Annotated in this window: 25 protein-coding genes; 7 read left to right on the top strand and 18 right to left on the bottom strand. The window is 47.0% G+C overall.

Annotated elements, in window-relative coordinates; translation table 11 throughout:
* Position 1: 1 nt before the first annotated feature.
* The 9 genes from AB4Z29_RS24280 to AB4Z29_RS24240 form a co-directional block, all read right to left on the bottom strand.
* Positions 2-811 carry a carbohydrate ABC transporter permease gene (locus AB4Z29_RS24280; RefSeq protein WP_441945563.1) on the bottom strand — a complete coding sequence of 270 codons (810 nt, stop codon included), beginning with the start codon at positions 809-811 and terminating at the stop codon, positions 2-4.
* Positions 812-853: 42 nt separating this feature from the next.
* Positions 854-1,750 (bottom strand): carbohydrate ABC transporter permease, encoded by an 897-nt coding sequence (locus AB4Z29_RS24275; protein ID WP_441945562.1) that lies wholly within the window; start codon positions 1,748-1,750, stop codon positions 854-856.
* The gene (locus AB4Z29_RS24270) at positions 1,740-4,697 is read right to left on the bottom strand and encodes an extracellular solute-binding protein (RefSeq protein ID WP_441945561.1); all 2,958 of its coding nucleotides are present in this window, start codon (positions 4,695-4,697) and stop codon (positions 1,740-1,742) included. The genes AB4Z29_RS24275 and AB4Z29_RS24270 overlap by 11 nt, the downstream gene beginning before the upstream one ends.
* Positions 4,698-4,733: 36 nt before the next feature.
* The gene (locus AB4Z29_RS24265; protein ID WP_441945560.1) at positions 4,734-5,843 is read right to left on the bottom strand and encodes an ABC transporter ATP-binding protein; all 1,110 of its coding nucleotides are present in this window, start codon (positions 5,841-5,843) and stop codon (positions 4,734-4,736) included.
* Positions 5,844-5,942: 99 nt separating this feature from the next.
* Positions 5,943-6,911: an aldo/keto reductase gene (locus AB4Z29_RS24260; protein ID WP_441945559.1), complete on the bottom strand. Its 969-nt coding sequence runs from the start codon at positions 6,909-6,911 to the stop codon at positions 5,943-5,945.
* Positions 6,912-7,015: 104 nt separating this feature from the next.
* Complete coding sequence (locus AB4Z29_RS24255) at positions 7,016-7,324, bottom strand: hypothetical protein (RefSeq protein WP_441945558.1); 309 nt, start codon at positions 7,322-7,324, stop codon at positions 7,016-7,018.
* A gap of 39 nt (positions 7,325-7,363) precedes the next feature.
* A complete protein-coding gene (locus AB4Z29_RS24250) occupies positions 7,364-7,549 on the bottom strand; it encodes a YezD family protein (RefSeq protein ID WP_441945557.1) in 186 nt (61 codons plus the stop codon).
* A 352-nt stretch (positions 7,550-7,901) separates the two neighbouring features.
* Positions 7,902-9,386, bottom strand: a complete 1,485-nt coding sequence (locus tag AB4Z29_RS24245; protein ID WP_441945556.1) for a methyl-accepting chemotaxis protein — start codon at positions 9,384-9,386, stop codon at positions 7,902-7,904.
* A 50-nt stretch (positions 9,387-9,436) separates the two neighbouring features.
* Positions 9,437-10,015, bottom strand: a complete 579-nt coding sequence (locus AB4Z29_RS24240) for a GNAT family N-acetyltransferase (protein WP_441945555.1) — start codon at positions 10,013-10,015, stop codon at positions 9,437-9,439.
* Between the two features lie 309 nt (positions 10,016-10,324).
* Here AB4Z29_RS24240 and AB4Z29_RS24235 point away from each other — a divergent pair, with 309 nt between their 5' ends.
* Both AB4Z29_RS24235 and AB4Z29_RS24230 read left to right on the top strand, forming a co-directional pair.
* Complete coding sequence (locus tag AB4Z29_RS24235; RefSeq protein ID WP_441945554.1) at positions 10,325-10,681, top strand: YtxH domain-containing protein; 357 nt, start codon at positions 10,325-10,327, stop codon at positions 10,679-10,681.
* Between the two features lie 4 nt (positions 10,682-10,685).
* Positions 10,686-10,826 (top strand): hypothetical protein, encoded by a 141-nt coding sequence (locus AB4Z29_RS24230; protein ID WP_441945553.1) that lies wholly within the window; start codon positions 10,686-10,688, stop codon positions 10,824-10,826.
* A 77-nt stretch (positions 10,827-10,903) separates the two neighbouring features.
* Here the strand turns inward: AB4Z29_RS24230 and AB4Z29_RS24225 are convergent, their stop codons facing one another.
* From AB4Z29_RS24225 to AB4Z29_RS24215, 3 genes are read right to left on the bottom strand one after another with little or no spacing between them, the layout of a single operon-like run.
* Complete coding sequence (locus tag AB4Z29_RS24225) at positions 10,904-11,686, bottom strand: sigma-70 family RNA polymerase sigma factor (RefSeq protein WP_441945552.1); 783 nt, start codon at positions 11,684-11,686, stop codon at positions 10,904-10,906.
* Positions 11,683-12,123 (bottom strand): anti-sigma B factor RsbW, encoded by a 441-nt coding sequence (gene rsbW / locus AB4Z29_RS24220; RefSeq protein ID WP_441945551.1) that lies wholly within the window; start codon positions 12,121-12,123, stop codon positions 11,683-11,685. The genes AB4Z29_RS24225 and rsbW overlap by 4 nt, the downstream gene beginning before the upstream one ends.
* 38 nt (positions 12,124-12,161) lie before the next feature.
* On the bottom strand, positions 12,162-12,590 hold the full coding sequence (locus tag AB4Z29_RS24215) for a DUF948 domain-containing protein (protein WP_441945550.1): 429 nt from the start codon (positions 12,588-12,590) through the stop codon (positions 12,162-12,164).
* Between the two features lie 172 nt (positions 12,591-12,762).
* Here AB4Z29_RS24215 and AB4Z29_RS24210 point away from each other — a divergent pair, with 172 nt between their 5' ends.
* Both AB4Z29_RS24210 and AB4Z29_RS24205 read left to right on the top strand, forming a co-directional pair.
* A complete protein-coding gene (locus tag AB4Z29_RS24210) occupies positions 12,763-15,522 on the top strand; it encodes a response regulator (RefSeq protein WP_441945549.1) in 2,760 nt (919 codons plus the stop codon).
* A complete protein-coding gene (locus AB4Z29_RS24205; RefSeq protein ID WP_441945548.1) occupies positions 15,519-16,385 on the top strand; it encodes a CheR family methyltransferase in 867 nt (288 codons plus the stop codon). The genes AB4Z29_RS24210 and AB4Z29_RS24205 overlap by 4 nt, the downstream gene beginning before the upstream one ends.
* An 82-nt stretch (positions 16,386-16,467) precedes the next feature.
* Here the strand turns inward: AB4Z29_RS24205 and AB4Z29_RS24200 are convergent, their stop codons facing one another.
* From AB4Z29_RS24200 to AB4Z29_RS24175, 6 genes are all read right to left on the bottom strand, one after another.
* Positions 16,468-16,905, bottom strand: a complete 438-nt coding sequence (locus AB4Z29_RS24200; protein ID WP_441945547.1) for an ATP-binding protein — start codon at positions 16,903-16,905, stop codon at positions 16,468-16,470.
* Positions 16,902-17,234 (bottom strand): STAS domain-containing protein, encoded by a 333-nt coding sequence (locus AB4Z29_RS24195; RefSeq protein WP_441945546.1) that lies wholly within the window; start codon positions 17,232-17,234, stop codon positions 16,902-16,904. Before AB4Z29_RS24195 ends, AB4Z29_RS24200 begins: the two co-directional genes overlap by 4 nt.
* Positions 17,235-17,314: 80 nt before the next feature.
* The gene (locus tag AB4Z29_RS24190; RefSeq protein WP_441945545.1) at positions 17,315-17,929 is read right to left on the bottom strand and encodes a hypothetical protein; all 615 of its coding nucleotides are present in this window, start codon (positions 17,927-17,929) and stop codon (positions 17,315-17,317) included.
* Positions 17,930-18,053: 124 nt separating this feature from the next.
* Positions 18,054-19,196 (bottom strand): PP2C family protein-serine/threonine phosphatase, encoded by a 1,143-nt coding sequence (locus AB4Z29_RS24185; protein ID WP_441945544.1) that lies wholly within the window; start codon positions 19,194-19,196, stop codon positions 18,054-18,056.
* Positions 19,197-19,345: 149 nt separating this feature from the next.
* Entirely contained in the window at positions 19,346-19,744 is a 399-nt protein-coding gene (locus tag AB4Z29_RS24180) for a general stress protein (RefSeq protein ID WP_183559488.1), read from the bottom strand.
* A 59-nt stretch (positions 19,745-19,803) separates the two neighbouring features.
* Complete coding sequence (locus tag AB4Z29_RS24175; RefSeq protein ID WP_138755342.1) at positions 19,804-19,968, bottom strand: DUF1328 domain-containing protein; 165 nt, start codon at positions 19,966-19,968, stop codon at positions 19,804-19,806.
* A gap of 220 nt (positions 19,969-20,188) precedes the next feature.
* On the opposite strand from AB4Z29_RS24175, the gene AB4Z29_RS24170 reads away from it, so the two are divergent.
* From AB4Z29_RS24170 to AB4Z29_RS24160, 3 genes are all read left to right on the top strand, one after another.
* Complete coding sequence (locus AB4Z29_RS24170) at positions 20,189-21,070, top strand: alpha/beta fold hydrolase (protein ID WP_441945543.1); 882 nt, start codon at positions 20,189-20,191, stop codon at positions 21,068-21,070.
* A 109-nt stretch (positions 21,071-21,179) separates the two neighbouring features.
* A complete protein-coding gene (locus AB4Z29_RS24165) occupies positions 21,180-21,350 on the top strand; it encodes a hypothetical protein (RefSeq protein ID WP_441945542.1) in 171 nt (56 codons plus the stop codon).
* 165 nt (positions 21,351-21,515) lie between these two features.
* Positions 21,516-22,193 carry a GntR family transcriptional regulator gene (locus tag AB4Z29_RS24160; protein ID WP_441945541.1) on the top strand — a complete coding sequence of 226 codons (678 nt, stop codon included), beginning with the start codon at positions 21,516-21,518 and terminating at the stop codon, positions 22,191-22,193.
* Position 22,194 lies beyond the last annotated feature (1 nt).

Below are 22,194 nucleotides of genomic sequence, written 5' to 3'. Positions count from 1 at the left end.
CTTATTTGATACCTGAGTGCGCCATTGTAGAAATGACCTTGCTTTGAAGAATAATAAAGAAAATCAAATTAGGGACGAGCATAATTAGTGCCGCTACGGCAGCAGCGCCTTGACGCGCCACGTTATTCGCCAGATTGCTCGTTAGTGTGGAGAGGAAAAACGGAAAGTTCTTCATCTCATCGTCCTGCATGAACAGCATAGAGGTCTCCGTATTGCTCCATGAGTTCTGGAAGGACAGAATCGCCACTGTCGCAATCGCCGGCATACACATCGGAATAACGATTCTGGCAAACACAATAAATTCATTCGCGCCGTCAATTCTCGATGCCTCCAGCAGCGAATCAGGAATTTGATCGACGAACTGCTTAAGCAGGAATACACCGACAGGCAGTGCCAGCACCGGGAGCAAGTGTCCCCAATACGTGTTCATAATGCCAAGCTGGCTGACGACCAAATACCTTGGAATTTGAATGACCTCCGGCGTGAACATCAGCATTAGAATAATCGTTGCGAATATGAGCTTGCGGCCCGGGAACGGATGCTTCGACAACGGATAGGCGCAAAGCGCACTCACAATCGTAACGCCCGCCACGCTCACGGCCGATATGAACAGGCTGTTGAACAAATAGCGGGACACCGGAACGATAGAGTTCGAGGTTACCCAGAACAGCTCTACGAAATTTTGGACGTTCGGCTCTTGTACAAAAAACCTCGGCGGATAAATGAACAGCTCATGGTAAGGCTTAAAGGCATGATTGAAAATATAAATGATTGGAAGAATCATGACAATAGACAGCGCAAGCATGAACATGTTAAAGCTGATTCTCACAGCAAGGCTTGATTGTTTCAGGTGTTATTCCTCCTTCGTCCCGAACAATCCCCAGCTAAGCTTGTTCGCGAAATAAATGAGTATAAGAAGAAACACGGAAACCGTCGCCGCGTACCCCATCTCGAAACGGATTAGGCCATAGTCGTTAATATGGTTGACGATCAAATGGCCGGCATACTCCGGCGTAGGGTTTTGCCCGGAGAGCTCCACGCCGATCGATCCCGTCTTGAAGGTCGTAACGATCGCCATTACAGCACCGAAAAGCATTTGCGGCTTCATGGACGGAATCGTTATGAACCATAGCTCCTGCAGGTTGTTTTTGATGCCGTCTATTTTCCCTGCTTCATATAAAGTGGTATCCACGTTAAGAATGCCAGCAAGCATTGCTAGGAAGCCTACTCCCATACTCGACCAAAGAGTAACGGCAATCATCGCATTCATCAGATAGTCCGGACTGGTCACCCACAGCTTTGGAATGTCGATTAACCCCAGCTTTAGAAGAAAGCTGTTCAAATAGCCGATCCGGTCGCCCGATAACAGCGGCAGCCATATAATCGTCATCGCAATTCCTACCGTAAGCGAGGGCGTATACATCGCAAGCGCCACCCATTTGCGKTAGCCGCCCCGCAGCCGTGAGATCAGCCATGCCAGCAGAAATGCCGCGGCATAACCGCCCGGACCTACGATAACGGCAAATTTGAACGTGTTCGGCAGCGCATATTTCAAGAACAGCAAATCCTGTGCGATCAAATATTGAAAGTTGCTCCAGCCGATAAACCGCGGCGGCTCAATACCGTTGTAATAAGTAAAGCTTAATCCGACCGCAGAGATGATCGGGATGACGATAAACAGCGCGAAGCATATCAGGAATGGCGCGATGAATAAGTACGAAATTCGAAATGCCCAGATTTTAGTCCACATAGCGGTCAATCCCTTCCCAAGGCTGATCCACAACTGGAATCTCCAATTTCTGAACCTGTTTCCCCTGCTCGTCAATAAAACCGAATTCCTGCTGCTTTCTGAGCAGCTCGCGGTTAATATCCCTTACGGCCTGCTCCAGCGAGGACATATAATTCGTCGTCTTAACCACGGAGCGAATCCATGCATTGTTGATCTCGCGCTCAAGGAAATAACCTCCGGGGACGTTCGGAATGTCCTTGTACCACTTCCATTGGTTCAATATGGTAGCCGCATCTTCACTTTTCCATGGGAGCTGCGTGAACGCCTCCACATTGGACGTATTCCAGCGGAAAGCGACTCCGTTAATGGCTTCGAGATCAGAGCCATATTGCTCCTGCGTTTCGGTTGAAAGCCACCATTTTAGAAATTGCCACGCTTCATCCTTTTTGTTCGACTTCTCAAAAATAACGCCAGTGCGCTGGCCTCCGCCAGCCCAGCGGTTGATCCTGCCGTCTGCTTGCTTCGTTCCCGGAATAAGCGCAATGCCCCACCGCCCGTTAAGCTCGGGAGCAGCTGCCGAAAGCTGCACGTACATATTGTAATCCGAGATGCCGATCGGCATCGTTCCCGTGCGGAAATGCTGGTAGAAGCTAGGAACCTCCCGCTCAACGGCATATGTATTGAACAAATCCGTCCATTGCTTGAAAGCCAGATACGCTTCCGGTGTATCCAGTCCGGACTTCATGCCGCCAGGCTCATAGAAATCCACGCCGTTTTGATAGAAGTAATGGGTGAACTCCTTCGGATTCACATAGAAGTTCATGAAGTTCTGCTGCAGCGTCGGCAGAAGCTGATACACCTCATCCCAGGTTTGCGGAATGCCGATTCCGAGGCGATCCAAAATATCCTTTCTATAATAAAGCACTTGGAACGACTGCGTTTCCGGCACGCCATAGTATCCGCCATTATAATGAAGCGGAAGCCATGAGCCTGGGCTGAACTGCGGATAGAGCTGTTTGAAATCTTCGAATTCACTCAAGTTTTGCAGTGACCCGCGAATCGCGTAATCAACAGGCAGATCCTGGGTTAACCCAAGCGCAATATCCGGTTGAACGCCCGCGGCGTTGGACATCAGCAGAAGCTCCGGATTCGGCAGCAAGTTTACTTTCACCTCGATGCCCGTATCCGACGTGAAGGACTCATCGGCTAGCTGCTGGAGCTGATCCACGTAATCCCGCCCCCGCTGCACCCAGATGTTCAGCTTCTTGTCATCCAGCTCCTTCAGGCTGTCTCTTGCGTCGAACGAATACACAAAGTTTTGGGCTCCGCCCCATACGCGATTGAAAAAACCAGCCTCCATATCGGGAGCATCCGATTTCTCCGGAATGATGTACACCTCGTCGAGCTGAAGCGACTGCTTCACGAGCGTATCAATAAATGTCGCGAACTTTTCTCTCATAGAAGCGATTTCCTCGACCTGGTAGGGGATCTCCTCCGGCTTGCGGAGCAGCGACCGCAAATCCTTTGCGGACGTATCCAATCCTTGACTGATGGAGTCCTTGTTCCCATTGGCCTGAACGACCCGTTTGGACAAATCGTTCATAACCGCTGCCGCCAGCTCCATCTGATCTGTAAGACCCGGGAAGTCTCGATCCATATCCCAAGTACGATTGCGGTCGATCATTTTTTTGGTGCTGGCTCCGGTAATCGTGCGCAGATCCCAATCAATTGCGTCAAGGTGGGCAATCAGCTTCTCTAGGTCGACGATAATGGGCTTGACTGGCGACTGCGTCACAGCCAGCGATAACGTATGCGTTCCTTTCTCCAGCTTGAGCAAATACGGCTCCTTGCTTTTATTTTGCAGGATCATGCCGTTCCAGCCTGTTGAATAAGGGAAGCCGTATGCAAGCAGCTCTTGAAAAGGCACCTCTCCGTCTACCCGTATAGTACGGTAGGAGGTTTTCTGAGCAATCGTATTCTGCAAAGCACGGAAGCCGATTTTGTAAAGACCAGTCTTCGGCACGTCGAATGACCAGGTAATTTCCTGATTCTGCTCCAGCCAGCGCAGTCCGCCTACCGTATTGTATATAATTCTGCCTTTGTAACGCGGAAGCGTGCGGGCGTTTTTGTCCGAAAACAGCTTAATCGCCGTATCGTTTTTCATTGCGAAATCCTCCGCCTGCAGCGTTAGCGTATCGCCTTCTATTTCCGCCACGCCGCTATTGTCTAGGATAGTCTCCTCATACGCCGGTATCGTCTTGCTAGGGCGAAGCTCGATCCGCTCAATCGCAACCGGATCGAAGCCTTCCAGCCGAATCGAGTGCGTCCCTTTCGCGAAATGCCATTGCAAAGGCTGCGCATATGCCCCTCCTGAATCAATGAAAGGCTGCTCGCTCCAGCCTGATACATCAATTGACCGAGGGCGGATTTCATCGCCATCCGAGTTTCTCAGAATAGGCCTGGCATCCTCCCAGGTACGGTAAAGCGCGATAGAGGATGCCTCTCTGAACGGCCTTTTGCCGTCTATGGTTACTGCCCACCTGATCGGTCCCTTGCTCCCTTCACCCTTCAGTGGATTATAGGAAACGTAGATCTCATACAGCGCACTCTCTGCAACGTCAACCTCGTATTCAACCCACCCCGAGCTGCCGGACTTCCATAGCAGCACATCCTCTCTCCCTTCATAATCACCGCTCTGAATCGCTGCCGCATCCGATACATTGGACGGCTGCGCTCCATTCACCTGTATGGCTGAAGAGGCATTTCCAATCCCCTGCTCCAGCCATACCGCGAGCGCCTCGCTGAAATAAGGATCAACCTCGTAATCGAATGTAGCAATCAGATCCGCATAGTCCACGTCAGCCGTTTCTTCTCCCGATACGGAAGTGACCGCTGTGCCTGATGAGAGCAGCCATGCAGCGATTACGATACTGCTGCTGTAAACGAACCATTTGGTTTTCTTTTTCATAACGAGCAGCCGCCTCCCTCCTTTGCACATATTCCGTTATTCAGCAAATCGCACGCCTGTATCCTTATGAAAGAAATGGGCTTTCGAAATGTCCAGCTCAACTTTAACCTTCTCATTCTCCGCAAACCGATTATCCGGATCGACACGCGCAATTAGCAGCTTTTCCTGACCGATGTCCAAATACAGGAAGCGGTCCGCACCCATCAGCTCATTGTCCTTATATGTGCCGGTAATAATCGTTTCGGAGAACAATCCCTCCAGCTTCACGTTCTCCGGCCGTATACCTAATATAACCAACTTGTTTACTTGGTTATTTGCGCGCAAAATATCCTCCATTGCCTCATTAATCTTCAGACTAAAACGATTCGTTTGGAACACCAGCCTGCCCTGAGGATTTTCCTCAATTCGGCCTTGGATGAAATTAATTTGCGGTGAGCCGATAAAGCTTGCCACGAACGTATTCGCAGGCTTGGAGTAAATCACCTCAGGCGTGTCGCATTGCTGAATGACGCCGCCTTTCATCACGACGATGCGATCAGCCATCGTCATCGCTTCCACTTGGTCATGCGTCACGAAAATAAAAGTCGTGCCGAGTTTTTTGTGCAGCTTCGTAATTTCCATCCGCATCGTCACCCGAAGCTTCGCGTCTAGATTCGATAACGGCTCATCCATTAAGAATAGCTTCGGATCGCGCACGATCGCTCTTCCAAGAGCTACCCGCTGGCGCTGGCCGCCTGAGAGCTCCTTTGGCTTCCGGTTCAAATAAGGCTCGATCTCCAGAATGCGGCTTGCGTTCTTAACCGCCAGATCAATCTCATGCTTGGGCAGCTTCCGCATGCGGAGCCCGAAGGCAATATTCTCATACACGCTCAAATTCGGGTACAGCGCATAGTTTTGAAACACCATGGAAATATCCCGGTCTTTTGGAGGAAGCTTGTTGACCAATTGTTCCCCAATATAGATTTCACCCTCCGATATGTCCTCAAGTCCGGCAATCATCCGCAGCGTCGTCGATTTACCGCAGCCGGAGGGGCCAACGAATACGATAAATTCCTTATCCTTGATTTCCAGCTGGAAGTCCTGCACAACCGCGTGCTTATCTTTGCCGTACCGTTTATACAAATGGTTAATGGTTACTGCTGCCACAATATAACCTCCCGTCTTGACCTGCGTAAAAAAAACGAGGATATCATGTGCTGCTCTGATATCCTCCATTGATACGGTAGAATGTATGAAGCTGTCGCTTTAGCTTAGCACCGGCTCCCTCGTTGATAACAGGCTGGAGGTTGCTGCATCGACCTTCGCCAGCTCCTCGGCGCTCAAGCGCTCATGCCAGCTTCGCGCGGCTTCCGTAATATGCTCCGGCTTGGATGCACCAAGTATAGCCGATGTGATGCCTGGTCGGCTAAGCACCCAAGCAAGTGCATATTGCGCCTGCGATAGACCGCGCTCCTCCGCTAGCGGCCTAATGGCTTCAGCCAGCTGAATCGCGTTTTTCTTCAGCAGCTCCTCCAGCCTTGGCTCTCCTGCCGCAAGACGGGAGCCCTCCGGCGGCGCTTCTCCCGCACGGTATTTGCCAGATAGCACGCCTCTTCCAAGCGGGCTGTAGACGATCACGCCCACATTCTCCGATTGTACGAAAGGAATAATCTCCTTTTCAATTTCCCTCGATATGATGCTGTATTCCGGCTGCAAGCTCTCAAAGCGATGCAGCCCGTGCAAAGCGCTGACCCCATGCGCCTTAGCCAGCTGCCATGCGGCGAAATTGGATGCCCCTATGTATCTGACCTTGCCTTGCGTGACCAAATCATCGAGCGCGCGGAGCGTTTCGTCGAGCGGCGTATTCGGATCAAAGCGATGCACCTGATATAGATCCAAATAATCGGTTTTCAAACGCTTCAAGCTGTCCTCAACCGCTTTGAAAATGTGGTAGCGGCTTTGTCCCGCATCGTTAATCCCTTCTCCTACTCGGCCGTGTACCTTCGTAGCCAGCACGATCTGCTGGCGCCTCTCTTTCAGCAAATTGCCAAGAATACGTTCCGATTCGCCGGCTCCGTATACATTTGCCGTATCTACCAGATTAATTCCGTTGTCCAAAGCCAAATCCAATATCGTTGCGGATGCCTCTTCATTAATCCAGCGCCCAAATGCCATCGTGCCTAAGCTTACCTCCGATACTTGAAGTCCGGTTCTTCCTAATTTGCGATATTTCATAGCTTTTCCCTCCGATAGTTTGGTTTATTGGCAAAAAAAAACAGAGACATCTCTCCAAGCATGTCTCCGGTTATCCGGTCGGTCTAGAATATAGCCATATACAATTAGTAAGCTGCCAATACGGCACTTGCTTCTTTGTCATATTGGGCAACGAAGCGGCTTAACTCCGCAACGAGGTTTCCCCTGCCGAAGGATAGAAATTTACTTTCTCCCTTCGCCTGCTCGGCAGCCATCACATCGAGGAAACGGATAATCATCCTCCTCCTGCGTTTAATTTCAGGATAGCCGTTATCATACAGCCACTGATCGATCGTATTGTAAGTGCCGCGGTTCAAGCGATACATCTGCAAGCAATAATGATGAAAGGCTAGATCAGGCCATTCATACAAGCTCATACTCAGGTTATCCTTCATACGCTACCTCTCGTTTTTCCGGGAAATGGGAATCGATGATTAGGATTTGTGCCGCTTAACGGAGGAAGGGGATTTCTCCGTATCAAAGCGGCTGCGCTCGGTCCGATCGATTTGCACGATTTGACCATTGTGAATCGTGATCTGAACAACGCCATACTGAACGCCTACCAATTGCTCTTTAATCCGTTGCAGCCATTCATCAGCAACCTCAACCGTTCGGGACATAATCAACATCCTCTCTAAAGTAATGGGTGAAGCTTATAGAAAATAAAGGAGGCGCACGTCAAACGAATGTAGCTTCGATTGGCATGCGCCTCCAGTTTTCTAGCGGGCGCAACTTGCAGAGCCTATAGCGTTCGTTATGCCATAAAGGCTTATGCAAGCAATAATATTTATTTCCGACTAATTCAATAGGATAAATTAAATTTAACATGATGTTTTTCATTCGTCAACACTTATCCAACTTTTTTTAGCGGGCATTTCCTTAAAACAAAACAAAAAAGCGCCAGTGCTGCGAAGTGAGGCTGCTGTATGCTTAAGCAGTCTCGCGTCGCCCTTGGCGCTTTCCTTCATGCTTCTATGATTTGGTGCCTGCCAGCTGCTTAAGCTCTATCAGCAATTGATCAAGCTGCTCATACTCTTCTACCATCGTATGAATTTTGATATCCTGCGTTTCCATGCTCGCATGCACCTCTTGCACGGAAGCCATGTTTTGCTCGGTAGTAGCAGCAATATTGACCATTTCATCCGCCATGCTGGAATAACGGCTGTGAAGCTCGTTGGCAGAGCTGCCTACCGCGTCAGAGTGTCGTTTCACAAGCTCTGTGTTTTCGTTAATGCGATCAATGAGCTGCTCCACTTGATTCGATACGTCACGGCTTGTCGTGACTGCTGCTTGTCCATTCTCTACTTGCTCATGCACGGCGCTGATTTGGTAACGGATATCGGTTAAAATATCCGTTATCTCCTTTGTGGCAATTCTCGAGTTGTCCGCCAGCTTCCGGACCTCGCCGGATACGACTGCGAACCCGCGGCCATGCTCACCGGCGCGAGCGGCTTCAATAGCCGCATTAAGTGCAAGCAGGTTGGTTTGCTCGGCAATATCGCTTATTGTGCTCACGATGGAGCTAACCTTGTCATTTTGTTCGTTAAGCTGCTTCATCATCTCAACGGTATGTGTAATGATGGTGCGGACGCTCTCCACCTCTTTGGACAGCGTTGACATCTGCTCACGATTTTGCACGGTCAACCCAGCGTTGTCAGCCGAGTATTGCTGCAGCAGCTCGGTTCCCTCTAGAAGCTGCTTGACTGAAGCATCAATAATCTGCGAGGATTCGCTAATGTTCAGTATGGTGCCGGTTTGCTTCTCAATCGCTGCCGACATCTCGGAGAACGTAACCGTAACTTCCTTAGAAATTTCACCTGTGGAGCGTACGGTCGATTGTTGGCTGCTGCTGAACTCCGATAACACGGCAATCGAAGAATTGAGTTTAGCCAGCAAAGCCTCCGCCATATCTTTCGAGGCCAGCGCCTCTCGCTGCTTATCTGTTACCTGGCGTTGGAGCTTTCCGCTGAAGCCGGCTGAGAAGGCAAGCGCAACCGTAGCGAATATTAAATACAAAAACAAATAAACGAGTGATTCGTTAGGGAAGAGCTTCGGTTGAAGCACTGGCTCTAGAAATAAATAGGTGCTCAGCGCCGCTCCGAGTATGCCTGTAAAAATGATAGGCCTATGATCGGCATATAACGTAATAATGGCTAGATTCACATAAACTAAGAAATAGGTGCTTACGATCGGGTTCGGATCAGACAAAATTAATAGACTTACGATTATGGTTAGAATTATCGGCACGAAAAACTTGATGTAGGCCGTCAGAATGCCCCGGTATGTCATGAAAGTGGCTGCCCCGCACAAAAATGTACCGACTCCGGCAAGCAAGAGAACCATGTTTGCCCCAAGCCCGATAGCAAGATCCGTTGCGATTCCAAGAGCTAGAAGGCTCCATAGAATTTTGATTAACAATCGATTGCGTTTGTCTAGTTCTGTCAATTCTCTTTTCACGACATTTCCGCCTTTTCTGATTAAACTATTTGTTGCGCAAGCTTAACCGCCTATCTGTGCCCTGCTCCTCCTGCTCCATTTGCAGCAAGGACAGCCTCTTGCGGATAAACAAGCCACTCGTAGCGTTGTTTGTTGCGATACATCTGCTCCATGTCGAATAAAACCGGAACAACGTCATCGCCCTTATAAAATATTTTCTCTCCCACCTTCTCTAAAGGAACCTGGTAAGAAATGCGAAGCGCCCGCAGAAATATCGGCTCAAGCAGCGAAACGAAATATTTCAGCTGCAGCTTCTCGGCGATATAAACAGCCGAAGAAAGCAAATCCGAAAGATAATGACCGCGGTATGGTCTGAGCAGCGCCAATTTGTCAATTTCCGCGACGGCACTGCCAGCATCGATAACCTTTTGGTTCTTTTGGAAAGGCCATGCCTCATTAATAACGCTCGAGGTTAAGCTGTACGGCTTAATCTCAGACGTCCCTACATAATGTCCTTCTGCCGTCACAACGATGAATTTCTCAAGAGTCTGCTCGGAAAATTCAAGTTCAAAGCCCTTCTCCATCCAGACCGTAGTCCAGATGCCGTTAAACATAGCCAACTCCAGCTCGTTCTCCACTTTTTTAAACATGATTTTTCTCCTTTATCTCTCTAATTTCTCGCAGGTTTCTAGAAGTTAAATTAGATGTAGGCAACCTTTTTATCGGAATAACATACGCAATAATTTACCATTTTCACAGAAATAACATATGGAGCTCCCCTTATTATTCCTAGTGAAAAAGTGAGAATTTGAAACAGATCGTAACATTCCCATTAGTTAGTTGTCAATAATTTCCTGTTTACTTTGTTTCAAAAATCGACCTTTCGTTTATATATAACTAAGAAATCCATAAACGTTGATCATTCAGATCGACAAATAAAAATTGAGGAGAGATGACAAATGTCACGAGAAAACTCTAGTAACGGCGTATTGGTAGGCGCAATTGTAGGAGGTGCAATCGGTGCCATTTCGGCTCTGCTTTTTGCGCCAAAAACAGGCACGGATCTTCGCGAGGATCTTGCAAGCAAGTTTAAGGCGATTAGCGAGAAAACAAGGGATATCGCCACTACGGTCGGTCATACGACCAAAGACCTGGCAGCCACTGTCGGACAGAATACGAAGGATCTGGCAACCAACATTAAGGATGAGGCGGGCGATCTAATCGACCATGCCAAACAATCGAATCAAACAATCATGGACAACTTCTCCTCTAAGAAGGAAGATGTCAAGGACGAACTTGCCACCACTGGGAGGTAATGAGATGAAAGCCGATCTTGATGCAACGACAAACACGATGGCCCCCACAGAGGAAGAAATGATTAAGCTCGGCGAGGATATGGACAACATGGACACAAACGCTGAGGTTATCGAGAAAGGGTTGGTTCCTGACCCGGCTCAATAAATACACAGTAAAGCACCCTCTCCATCATCAAGATGGAGAGGGTGCTTTTTTGAAACCTATTAGAACAAAATGAACGTTTACGTTCCAAATTCCGGCTGATGATCGGCCAGCAGAAGTTTAAGCTTCTCGATTGCGCGCTTTTGGATACGAGAAACACTCATCTGCGATACCCCTAGCTGGTCAGCGATATCACGCTGCGACTTGCCATTGTGATAGGCCAGCAGCAGCACCGTCTTCTCTTCCGACTTCAATTGGTCGAGCGCCTCCTCCAGATCAAGACGATTATCAACGTTCTGATAATCGTCTTTGTCTGAGCCGATAAGATCGCCTATCGTAGCGGCGCTTTCCCCTTCGCTCGACAGCGGCGTATCAAGCGAAACATAGTGATAGGATTCACGGCAAGAAAGCACTTCAATCGTCTCTTCCACCGAGAGTCCTAGATGAGCAGCAATCTCTTCCATCTTAGGCGAATGCCCAAGCTCAACGGTTAAGTGATCGATAGCCTGCTGGATGAGCAGGCCCTTTTCTTTGATGCGTCTAGGTACCTGGATATACCAAGATTTATCTCGCAAATAGTTTTTCAGATGCCCAATGATACTCTTCATCGCATAGCCCTCAAACGGGATTTCCCGCGAGCTGTCAAACTGCCTGAATAAGCGCAGCATGGACAGCTGGCCGACCTGATACAAGTCCTCGTACAGGTCGGGACGGCTGCGTGACATTTTGGAGGCTGCCATCTTTACGATCGGTTCATAATGCTGCAGCAGCTCCGTTGCGATATCATTGCAATTCGTTTCTTGATAGATCTTCATCTTGACAATTGTTTCTTTCGGATCCAGGAAGGATGAATTCGCGTTCATGCCATCTCCTCTTTCCTACCAAATAGCTTGGTGAGAATCACCTCTGTACCTCTCTCAGAGAACACTTCCACCTTGTCCATCAATGCGTGCATCATGAAGAGGCCGAGTCCGCCTGCTGTTACTTCGCTTAGCTCCTTGTCATGGAGCGTAGCGCCTTTGCTATCGGCAGGCTTATAGTTAAAGCTGCTTCCCTCATCCTTGATGCGGATGGAGATTCCGTTATGCTCAAGCTCGAAGCTCAAATCGATTACGCCGGGCTGTGCATTACTGTAGGCATGAAGCACAACATTCGTGCAAGCCTCCGTTACCGCTACCTTCATATCTTCGATCTCCTCGTAGGAGAAACCTGCTTTGTTTGCGATGCCAAACAATGTAAGTCTGACAATATCGATAAATTCGGCTCTTGCCGGTATCGTCAAATGAATAAATGAGTTCATAGTTTCTTCTGTCCTCTCTTGTATGTTCCTATTATACCTCATATTTTTTTAACTTTATTCCACACCCTAATCGTTGATATGACACCATCGTACAAAGAACTAATCATGCTGGGCTCGCCTGCTGGTTTTTTGCCATGTCCCTTGATCGTAGCAACTACGCTTGCAGCCGATTCTTTCGCAGCGCCCGTAAACGAATGAAGAGCATGTCCCAGATCGTTAACCGAAGCAAACAATATATCCAACGAGCTTAGCTTTGTCCGCACATCCAGCGTCATTGCGTTCGTATTATGAATAGCCTCCTTTACTTCAACACTAATTTGAGTTACCTCTGTCCGGAGTGAGCCTACTGTCTGGCGCATCTCATCCAGTGCTCCACGAAGAACCTTCAACGTTTGAATGAGAGAGTATAGAAGAACTAGAAAAGCAACTGCTATGACTGCAATACTGATTTGCATTAACAAATCCATTCTCATCACTTCCTTACTTTCTTTTTTTCATTAGTTACCCGCTCCTGGGCCGTTTGAAACAACCAGGTCGATTATCGTTTTATTGGGACGAAAATTGTCCTTTCTCTTATTCATGGTATAATGATAGAGATAGCAAAATTGATATTCAATCATACAAAAGGAGCCTATTAAATTGCGCAATCTACGGTTAAATATTAGGTGGAAAATATTAATCGGCTATTTCTTGATCATATGCTGCGTCGGCGCTTCAATCCTAGTCGTCAGCAACCGAATTTCTTCGTTGCAGCTCGAGATTGAGACCATTACCAGCCGGGACATAGAAGTTCACAATCTTATTACTACCCTCAGATACAATGCAGTGAGTATGGAGACAAGCCAGCGCGGATTTGTCATCACCGGAACCGAGAATTACCTCGAACCTTATACCCGGGGGAAAGCAGAATGGGAAGCCAACTATAATACGCTCTACCAATATCTCTCAGATGACCCGAGCTCTCGCAAAAGCTTGGAGGAAATCAAGATTACGATACAAAATTGGATTTCCGAGGCCGGAGAGCCGACGATTGCCATGAGAAAAGCGAATAATACGCAGGGTATCATCGACTTTTTCAATGAAGACACAGGCAAACAGCAAGTTGATGACCTTCGTATTCAATTGGAGACTCTGCGACAAAAGGAAATAACATCAACTAAAAACCATATTCTCGACCTGAAGAACCGCAATGATATGTTAATCATTAGCTTATATCTGATGTTGATTATCGTTTCCATTATTTCTTTTATTATCGTGTCGTACGTTTCCGGCACGATTGTCAAAACCATTAAGGATGTCGTAAAGACCATTTCCGAAATTGCCTCCTCAAGCGGTGATTTGTCAACGAGGATAAAGGTTAACACACGAGATGAAATTAAGGATCTTGCCGAAGCAACCAACCATCTGCTTAGCAACCTAAACGACCAATATTGGATTCAGGAAAAAGTGGCTGAAGTGGCCACGATGAACCAAGGCATCAATGATATTCCAACATTAGCGAAATCCTTCCTGACTAAGCTTGCTCCTATGCTTGATGCTGCCTATGGCGTGTTTTATATCCGTACAGGCACGGGTGATCAGCAGCGGCTCGTGAAATCCGCTTCCTACGCCGCGTTCGGTGACGAGACCGGACATGCAAGCTTCCGGCTAGGTGAGGGCTTAATCGGTCAAGCAGCACTTGAGAAACGGACATTTTTATTAAATGCTGCTCCTGATCATAAGGTAAGCTTACAATCTGGGCTCGGCAAGCTAGAGCCAAAGAGCATTCTCATCATCCCTTTTGAGTTCGAAGGAAAAGTGGTGGCAATCGTTGAGTTTGCATCTGTGGAATCGTTCACCTCACAGCATTTGAAGCTGCTTGAGCAGCTCGAAAGCCATTTCGGCGTTGCGATCAACAACGTACAAGGCCGTATGGAGGTCGAGAGGCTGCTTAGCGAGTCGCAAGTGCTTACGGAGGAGCTTCAAACCCAAACGGAGGAGCTCCAAACACAGTCCGAGGAGCTCCAGATGCAGCAAGAGGAAATGCGCATGACTACCGAACATTTGGAGGAGCAAAACCTATTCGCCGAGCAGAAAACAAAGGAATTGGAAAAAGCGAAGGAAGAGCTTGAAACGTATTCGGAGCAGCTGCGACGCAGCTCGCAATACAAATCGAACTTCCTTGCCAATATGTCGCATGAGCTTCGTACGCCGTTGAACAGTATTCTAATACTATCCCAAATGCTTGCCGAGAATGGGAACAACACGCTTAATTCGGATGAAGCAGGGTATGCTAAAGTAATCAATACGTCAGGCAATGACTTATTAGCGCTTATCGACGATATCCTTGATTTATCTAAGGTCGAGGCAGGTAAGATGATATTGACGATGGACGAAGTGAATATCAGTGAAATACCTGAGCATATGCATCTTCTCTTTAATCCCGTAGCTGATAATAAAAACTTATCATTTGATATCCATGTAGACGCCAACGTACCACCGGTTCTCTATACGGACGGTCAGCGACTGCAGCAGATTCTGAAAAACCTATTGTCCAATGCAATTAAATTTACGGAAACAGGCTCAGTAGCCATGAATATTCAAAACGCTGACCGTAAGGACATACAGAAGTATATCCCGGATCAAATCGACAAGACTGTATTAGCAATTTCCGTTTCCGACACGGGAATAGGCATTCCGCTGGACAAGCAGCAGCTTATATTCGAAGCCTTCCAGCAAGTAGACGGCGAAACGAATCGCCAATATGGCGGCACCGGTCTCGGCTTGTCCATCTGCAACGAGTTTACGAAGCTTCTGCGCGGACGCATTATTCTGGACAGCACCCCGGACAAGGGAAGCGTCTTTACGCTCTTTGTCCCAAGTCTTCCCGATATGGAGAAGGAGCAGCTCGTTACTCTTAATCAAGAGGTTGCAGCGGCTGTGGAGACTAAGCTTGAACGTCCAGCAGTTGTATCTGCACCGGATATTGTGGATTATACCGTGACGGAAGCTACTGAATATGAAGGCCAATTGTTCAAAGCCAAAAAAATCCTGCTCGTTGAGGATGATTCACGCAATATATTCGCGCTTGTGAAAGCATTAGAGAACAAGGGCATGAACGTAACTGTAGCCAATAACGGCAAACAGTGCTTGGAATTAATTAGCAAGCAGACCGATTTTGACTTGATTCTTATGGATATTATGATGCCGATTATGGATGGTTATGAGACGATGAAAGCTATACGTCTTGATTCAGCAATCAAACATACGCCTATTATCGCGCTCACAGCCAAAGCCATGAAGAGCGATCGTGAGAAATGCTTGGAAGCCGGAGCATCCGATTATATTAGCAAGCCTCTAAATATGGACCAGCTCTTCTCGCTTATGCGAGTTTGGCTGACGAAGCAGGTGGAACATTGAATCAAGCATCACATGAAGATACAGAAGGAATAGAGGATTTATCTTATAGCGAATTGGAGCAAATCGAAATCGGTCTGCTCCTCGATGGCATATACCAAGTGTATGGCTTCGATTTCAGGAATTACTTGCGTTCTTCGCTAAGGAGGCGCATCCAGCACCGAATGAACCTAGAAGGCCTGAGTACGATTACCTCCTTGCTGGAAAAGGTTCTTCATGTACCGGGTTTTATCGAAAAACTACAAAATGATTTCTCCATTAAAGTAACGGAAATGTTCCGAGATCCAAGTTTTTTTTCCGCTTTTCGCAGCCAGGTTGTCCCTTTTCTACGAGACCTGCCTGAAATCCGTATATGGCATGCCGGCTGTGCGACCGGAGAAGAGGTTTATTCGATGGCTATCCTGCTGCTGGAAGAAGGCTTGCTGGAGAAGACAAAAATTTACGCGACAGACATGAACGAGCAGGTCATTCAGAGTGCAAAGACAGGCAAGTTCCCGCTTAAACGCATGCAAACCTTTACGAAAAACTATTTGCAGGCTGGCGGCAGCAAGGAGTTTTCCTCTTACTATACGACAGATGCAGAGCATGCGATGTTCCACGCATCTATCAAACAGAACATGATGTTCGCACAGCATAATTTGGCTACGGATCGATCGTTTAATGAATTCCACGTTATTTTATGCCGCAATGTCCTTATTTATTTTGATTCGCAATTGCAAAGCCGCGTTCATGATTTGTTTTTTGAAAGCTTATCTGCCCAAGGCTTCTTAGCTTTAGGCAATATGGAATCGATTATCTCCCTCCACAAATCGCAGTATGAGGATATCAACACCTCAGAACGCATTTTCAGGAAAATGATTGGATAAACTCAAATATGCTTAAACAACAAAAGGGAAATGACGTAATAGCGTCATTTCCCTTTTGTTAAAATAAACAGCAATGCATGGTCTAATGCTCTGCCGCAACATCCAAATATTTGGTTAGAACGACCTCGGTGCCGCTCTCTGAGGCGTTTACCTCCACCTCATCCATCAGCGCCTGCATAAGATAGATACCTAACCCGCCTACGCGGAGCCCGCTAACATCAACGTCTGGAAGCGGCGATGCTTTCTCAAGCGCTTCACCGACACACGTAGAGACACCGTTGTTTTTCACTTTTATGGTAAGGCCGGAATCCATAGGCTCGAAGCTGATGTCGATCACATTGTCCGTTTCACGAAATTCTCCGTGAATGACTGCATTGTTACAGGCTTCCGACACAGCAACCTTCATATCTTCCATTTCCTCATATGGATAGTTCATTTTTGATGCGATGCCAAAAAGACAGATTCTGACCATATCGATATAGTCTGCATGGGCCGGTATTTGTAAGCGAATGGCATTCATGCTTGGGCCTCTGTCCCCTCTATTAGATATCGTGAAATCCCTGTCAAATCAAATAACCGTTTGACGGAAGGCGGTATTTCGCGTACGAAAAAAGGAGCCTTCAGCTCATCGCGCAGCTTCAGCACCGAAACGATAATGCCGATACCCGTACTGTCGATATATTTTAAATGTTTGAGATTTAGGATCAATGCTTTGTCCGTGCGGTTCATAACCGGTTCCAAAGCCATTCGCAGCTGCGGAACCATGGACAAATCCAACTCACCGCTGACATGTAGAATAAATTGGTCTAATGATTCTTCCTGTACGACTTGAAATTGCTCAGCCTTCATTTTCATTCACTCCGCTCGCGTTTGTTTAATAAATAGCTTATCAAGTTCCTGCTGATTGTACAAGCTGTACAAACGAATACCTACATCGAGGCACGATGGAAATAATGAATGGACGTCAGCTTATTCGAATCGACATCGATGAATAGCTTCAACAAAGCATCGCCGCGTTCAAATACGATTCCATCCTCCGTCTCATAATCCGGTTGTCCCAGTGCTTCTTCTAACGCTTTAATCGTCGCAGCAAGCTGGATGCCATCAATGATTATTGTCTGGGCATTTTCCGGAATTTCTAGCGAATAAAGCATTCCGTCGCTGAAGACAATCGCCATATTCGGATACTGGTACGTGTACAATTCATTGAGATAAGGATCCTCTACGATTTGCTCAGGCTTCCCCAGCTTCTTGATTACTGCGCTAGGGTCATCAAAGAGAGTAATATCATTTACACTTTGAAGCTTAAAGCTTGGTTTCACTGCTTCCTTGACCTTCGTTGCTTCTTCCGAATAGGTCGTATTAGCTACGGTTGCGGGAGGCATAGAAGCTATTTCTATTTCATGAACTGACTGCACAGAGGACGGCGCTTCAACGGCGTTCGTAACCATCGCTTGCTTATAACTCGAAGCAATTGGGGCCAAGTTACCTGAGTAAGCAACAATTCCTCCAATCAAACAGCCAATTAAAATAAAATTCTTCATATGGTCTCCCTCCTATGCGGGAATATCCTTATTGTTTCACTTATTTATGTATAAACCAATCCGAAGAGTTTGAAACAGGAAATTGATATTTAATTAAATAGAAAGATGAACCCGCTGAGCAGGCTCATCCTTCTTTGGTTGTAATCATGACGACGCAAATATCATCCTTCTGGCTTTCATTGTTAAATTCCGAAAGAAAATCACTTACAATTGCCGTATGCTCACACACTTCTTCTCCGCGCAACCGTTCAACGAGCATATGAAGCTTAACCTCTTCATTATCCCCAAGCGCTTCACTTAATCCATCCGTGTATAGAAATAGCTTCATTTGCCCTTCGTACGCAAAGGTCCCTTTACTGATGTCAATATTCTCGAATAACCCAATCGCACAACAGCCCTCCGTCAGCAAAACCTCATCGCCGCCCGCTAGCACTTTTCCTGGCGGGTGTCCCGCATTAACGTACTCGATCACTTTCTTATCCGTATCGATAACCATATAAATAGCTGTGAAATAATAGTTCAGCAGCTCTTCCTTTTTATAGAGCTGGTTCATGTAGCGGTTCAGCTCATGCATGACTAGGTCAGGCTCCGTAATGCGCATAATCGTATCTTTGAGCACCGACGATATGTACATGCATACAAGTGAAGAAGAAATGCCATGGCCCATCATGTCGAGTAGGATGACACCATATCGGCTCTCATCGATGCGGTACCATGCATAAAAATCGCCGGCCAGCTCTGAGGAGGGCTGGTAGACCGCGCTTACCGTTATTTGGTCGTCATTGATAGGCTGGCTCAATACATTCCGCTGAACTTTTTTGGCAAGCTCCAGCTTCGTCTTCATCTGCATGTCTCTCTCTTTGTGCCAATCAATCTCCCTCTTCAGCCGAAGAGAGGAACGAATACGGGCTAAGAGCTCCATCTTATTGATCGGTTTCATGACATAGTCGCTTGCCCCAGCATCGAGCGCTTCTGCCATCTTGTTCGAATCGCCCAGCGCGGTAACAAATATAATGGGTACATCTTTATATCTCTCTACCTGCAATATGCGCTTGCATGCCTCCAGACCGTCGATCTCAGGCATCATCATATCCATGAGAATAAGATCAACGTTAGTTTCTGCCGTACTTGCGCTTTCTATGTCCAGCATATCGTAAAGTTCCATTGCCGAGGAGGCGATTTTCAAATCCTTATAGCCCTCTTTGTTCAATATGGCTTTAATAATAATCTGGTTGGTAGTGTTATCATCTACGATTATAATACTCATATCTAGGCTCCTTTAACTCCAATACCATCTACTCATATTTTGAGCGTAACTGCAAGGAGAGTCAACTTTTTATAGGAAAATAGACCAATAAAGACCTACCCTCGCGGATAGGTCTTGAATTGTCGTTATTCAAGCAGCGTTTCTAGCTCTTAAACAACGTAATGAGGATAGTAGTATACGGCCGGGTCGAACTCTTCGCCCGTATACTCCTTGCCGCCCCATGCGATAACGAGAATTTTATCTTGATCCAGCTCGCGTTCAAGCCGCTGCGATTCTTGCTCAGAAATGCCGAGCGACCTCATCTTAGCGCGGAGCTCATCCCCATTGGATCGGAAAATGTTCGCAATCGCCGAACCGAAGCCTTCCTCAGCTACCCCTATTTTTTCGGCATCCGTGTTTTCCACGATCCGTTTCGTCCGATCCTTGTCATGAGTGAGAACAAAGATTTTGTCCTTGTGGTAACCCTCCGTTTGGAATTTATAAACCTGTTCCTGTACCTCAACGACATTATTTACAGTGTGCACCTTCGTATTGGATAGATTATTCATGTTAATTCCTCCTATTATTATCATATTATTATTGCGTTTACTTCATTTCAGGAGCGTCGTTAACTGACTCGTCTTCTGCCTACGATAAGCGATACGATAAAGAGTACGATAAACACGACAAACAATATTTTCGCTATACCAGCTAACGCGGAAGCAATTCCGAGAAAGCCGAATATGCCAGCGACAATTGCAAAGATAAAAAATAATAATGCCCATCCTAACATTGGAATCATCCTTCCCTCTTCATTGTGTTTTTTGCTAACTTGTCATGTTATTAACCAGTGCCAGTACCTTTGAAACAGCCTAATAGCAAGCTTCACATGCTTATGCACAGCTATTAATGAAGAAATAAATATATGTTTTTTTATACTGTTTCAGATGCCTTGGATGAGGTTAAGAAACTACACCAAACAAATCGATAATAGAAAAGGCTGGTGATGATCGATGGAAAAGCAACGTGTTCACGTTAACGGCATCGATTTAGTCTATGAAGAATGTGGAAGTAGTAATGGGAAAGCGATCGTATTGCTCCACGGCTTTTGCGGCTCATCGGGGTACTGGTCAAAAATATGTCCTTTGCTTAGCGAGCAATATCACGTCATTATACCGGACCTTCGCGGTCACGGCGGTTCCTCGGCACCCGAAGGAACGTACACCATGGATCTAATGGCTGATGACATTGCAGAGCTCTTGGCAGCGCTTCATATCGAGAAGGTAGTCATGTTCGGCCACTCCTTGGGCGGTTATGTCACGGCTGCCTTTGCCGAAAAATATCCAGACAAGCTTTCCGGCTTCGGCCTTATTCATTCCACCGTCATGCCGGATTCCGAGGAAACGAAAGAGAAGCGCTTGGCTGATATTGAAGCGATTCGCGAGAAAGGCATTTCCAAATACCTTTATGGCATCATCCCTAATCTCTTTACGGACGAAAAGCTTGCCGAACTGCGCAGCGAGGTCAACGATCTCATTGGCGTAGGCCAAGAGATGGAAGCTCGCGCCGTCATTGCGACATTAGAGGGCATGATGCAGCGTCCCGACCGAAGCCATGTGCTGGCAGAAGCTAAATATCCGGTACTGCTTGTCGCAGGTGCCGAGGATGCCGTCATTAAGCCCGACGATACGTTCACGGTGACGAGCCTTGATCAGCCCGAAACCACCTACAAATATCCCCATATTCTCGAAACAACCTTCGAGGATGTGGCGCATATGAGCTTAGTCGAGGTATCCGATCAGCTTGCCCGGGTCATGTCCACTTATTTGAAAACATTGGATGAGCGTGAAAAGACGAGAACCGAAGGAAAAAAAGAGCTGCAAACGGAGAAATAAAGGAAATGAAACTACTGTCCTGTTTCATAATCGCAATTAAAGGGTAAATAACAATGTACGGATAACCCCCTATCTATCCGCTACCAAATAACTGGAGGTGCTAGATACTATGAGCCAGACAAAGAATAGTACAGATACTTCTTATCGAACGGGAGAAATTGTAAAGCATGCTGGGACTTACATTTCAGAATCAGGCAAGGAAAATAAGCTGCAAGAGGGAGAAAGATTCCCTGCTTGTCCTATTAGCGGTAATGAAACAAATTGGAGTAATGCCAATTAGCGTTAAATAACGGAAATGAACGATATTGAAGGGCTGCCCAAAGAGTAGAAATTCTACTTTCAGGGCGGCCCTTCCTTCGTTTTTATGAATATTTTATTTGTTTTCTATTTCCCAGCCCTAACTTGTATGGTAGTATGGTAGTGTAAATCCGAAAGGAATGAGTACATGAATTTCAATCATCGCCCTCAGCCGGTTTCTACAAGAGATGCTGTCTATATGGAGCTCAAGGAACAAATTTTAAAGCTTCAGCTGCCACCCGGCACGCCCCTTTCGGAGAATGAAACCTCGCTTTTGTTCAAGGTTAGCCGCACGCCTGTCAGGGAAAGCTTTCTTAGGCTTGCCCAAGAAGGCCTTGTACAGGTGCTTCCACAGCGCGGTACCTTCGTTTCGCTGATTGATACGGCGCTCGTAGAGGAAGCGCGCTTTATGAGGGAGCAGCTGGAGAAAGCTGTTATCCTTCTTGCTTGCAGCCATTTTCCACCGGCTTCTCTGGATGCCCTTGAACAAAACCTGCTTGAGCAGCAGGCATGCATCAGCAGCAAGGATGACAAGAGCATGTTCGAGCTTGATGAGGCTTTCCACCGCATTATGTTTGAAGGGTGCAGTAAAATGAATATTTGGTCGATTATGCAGCAAATGAACGCGCATTTGAACCGCAGCCGCATGCTAAGGCTCGTTGACGACCACGATTGGAAGGATCTCTTCGAGCAGCATGTCCGGATGGCTGAAGCCATTAAGAAGCAGGACGGCATGGAAGCGCAGAAATTAATGGTCGAGCATCTCAGTTTGAACATCGCCGATCAAGCACTGCTGAAAGAGAAATATCCGGGCTATTATAAGTAAC

The sequence above is a fragment of the Paenibacillus sp. 2TAB23 genome (assembly GCF_052115165.1).
In the GTDB taxonomy this organism is placed as follows: domain Bacteria; phylum Bacillota; class Bacilli; order Paenibacillales; family Paenibacillaceae; genus Pristimantibacillus.
Note: the sequence above shows the minus strand (reverse complement) of the source record. Positions and strands in the feature narration are given on the sequence as shown.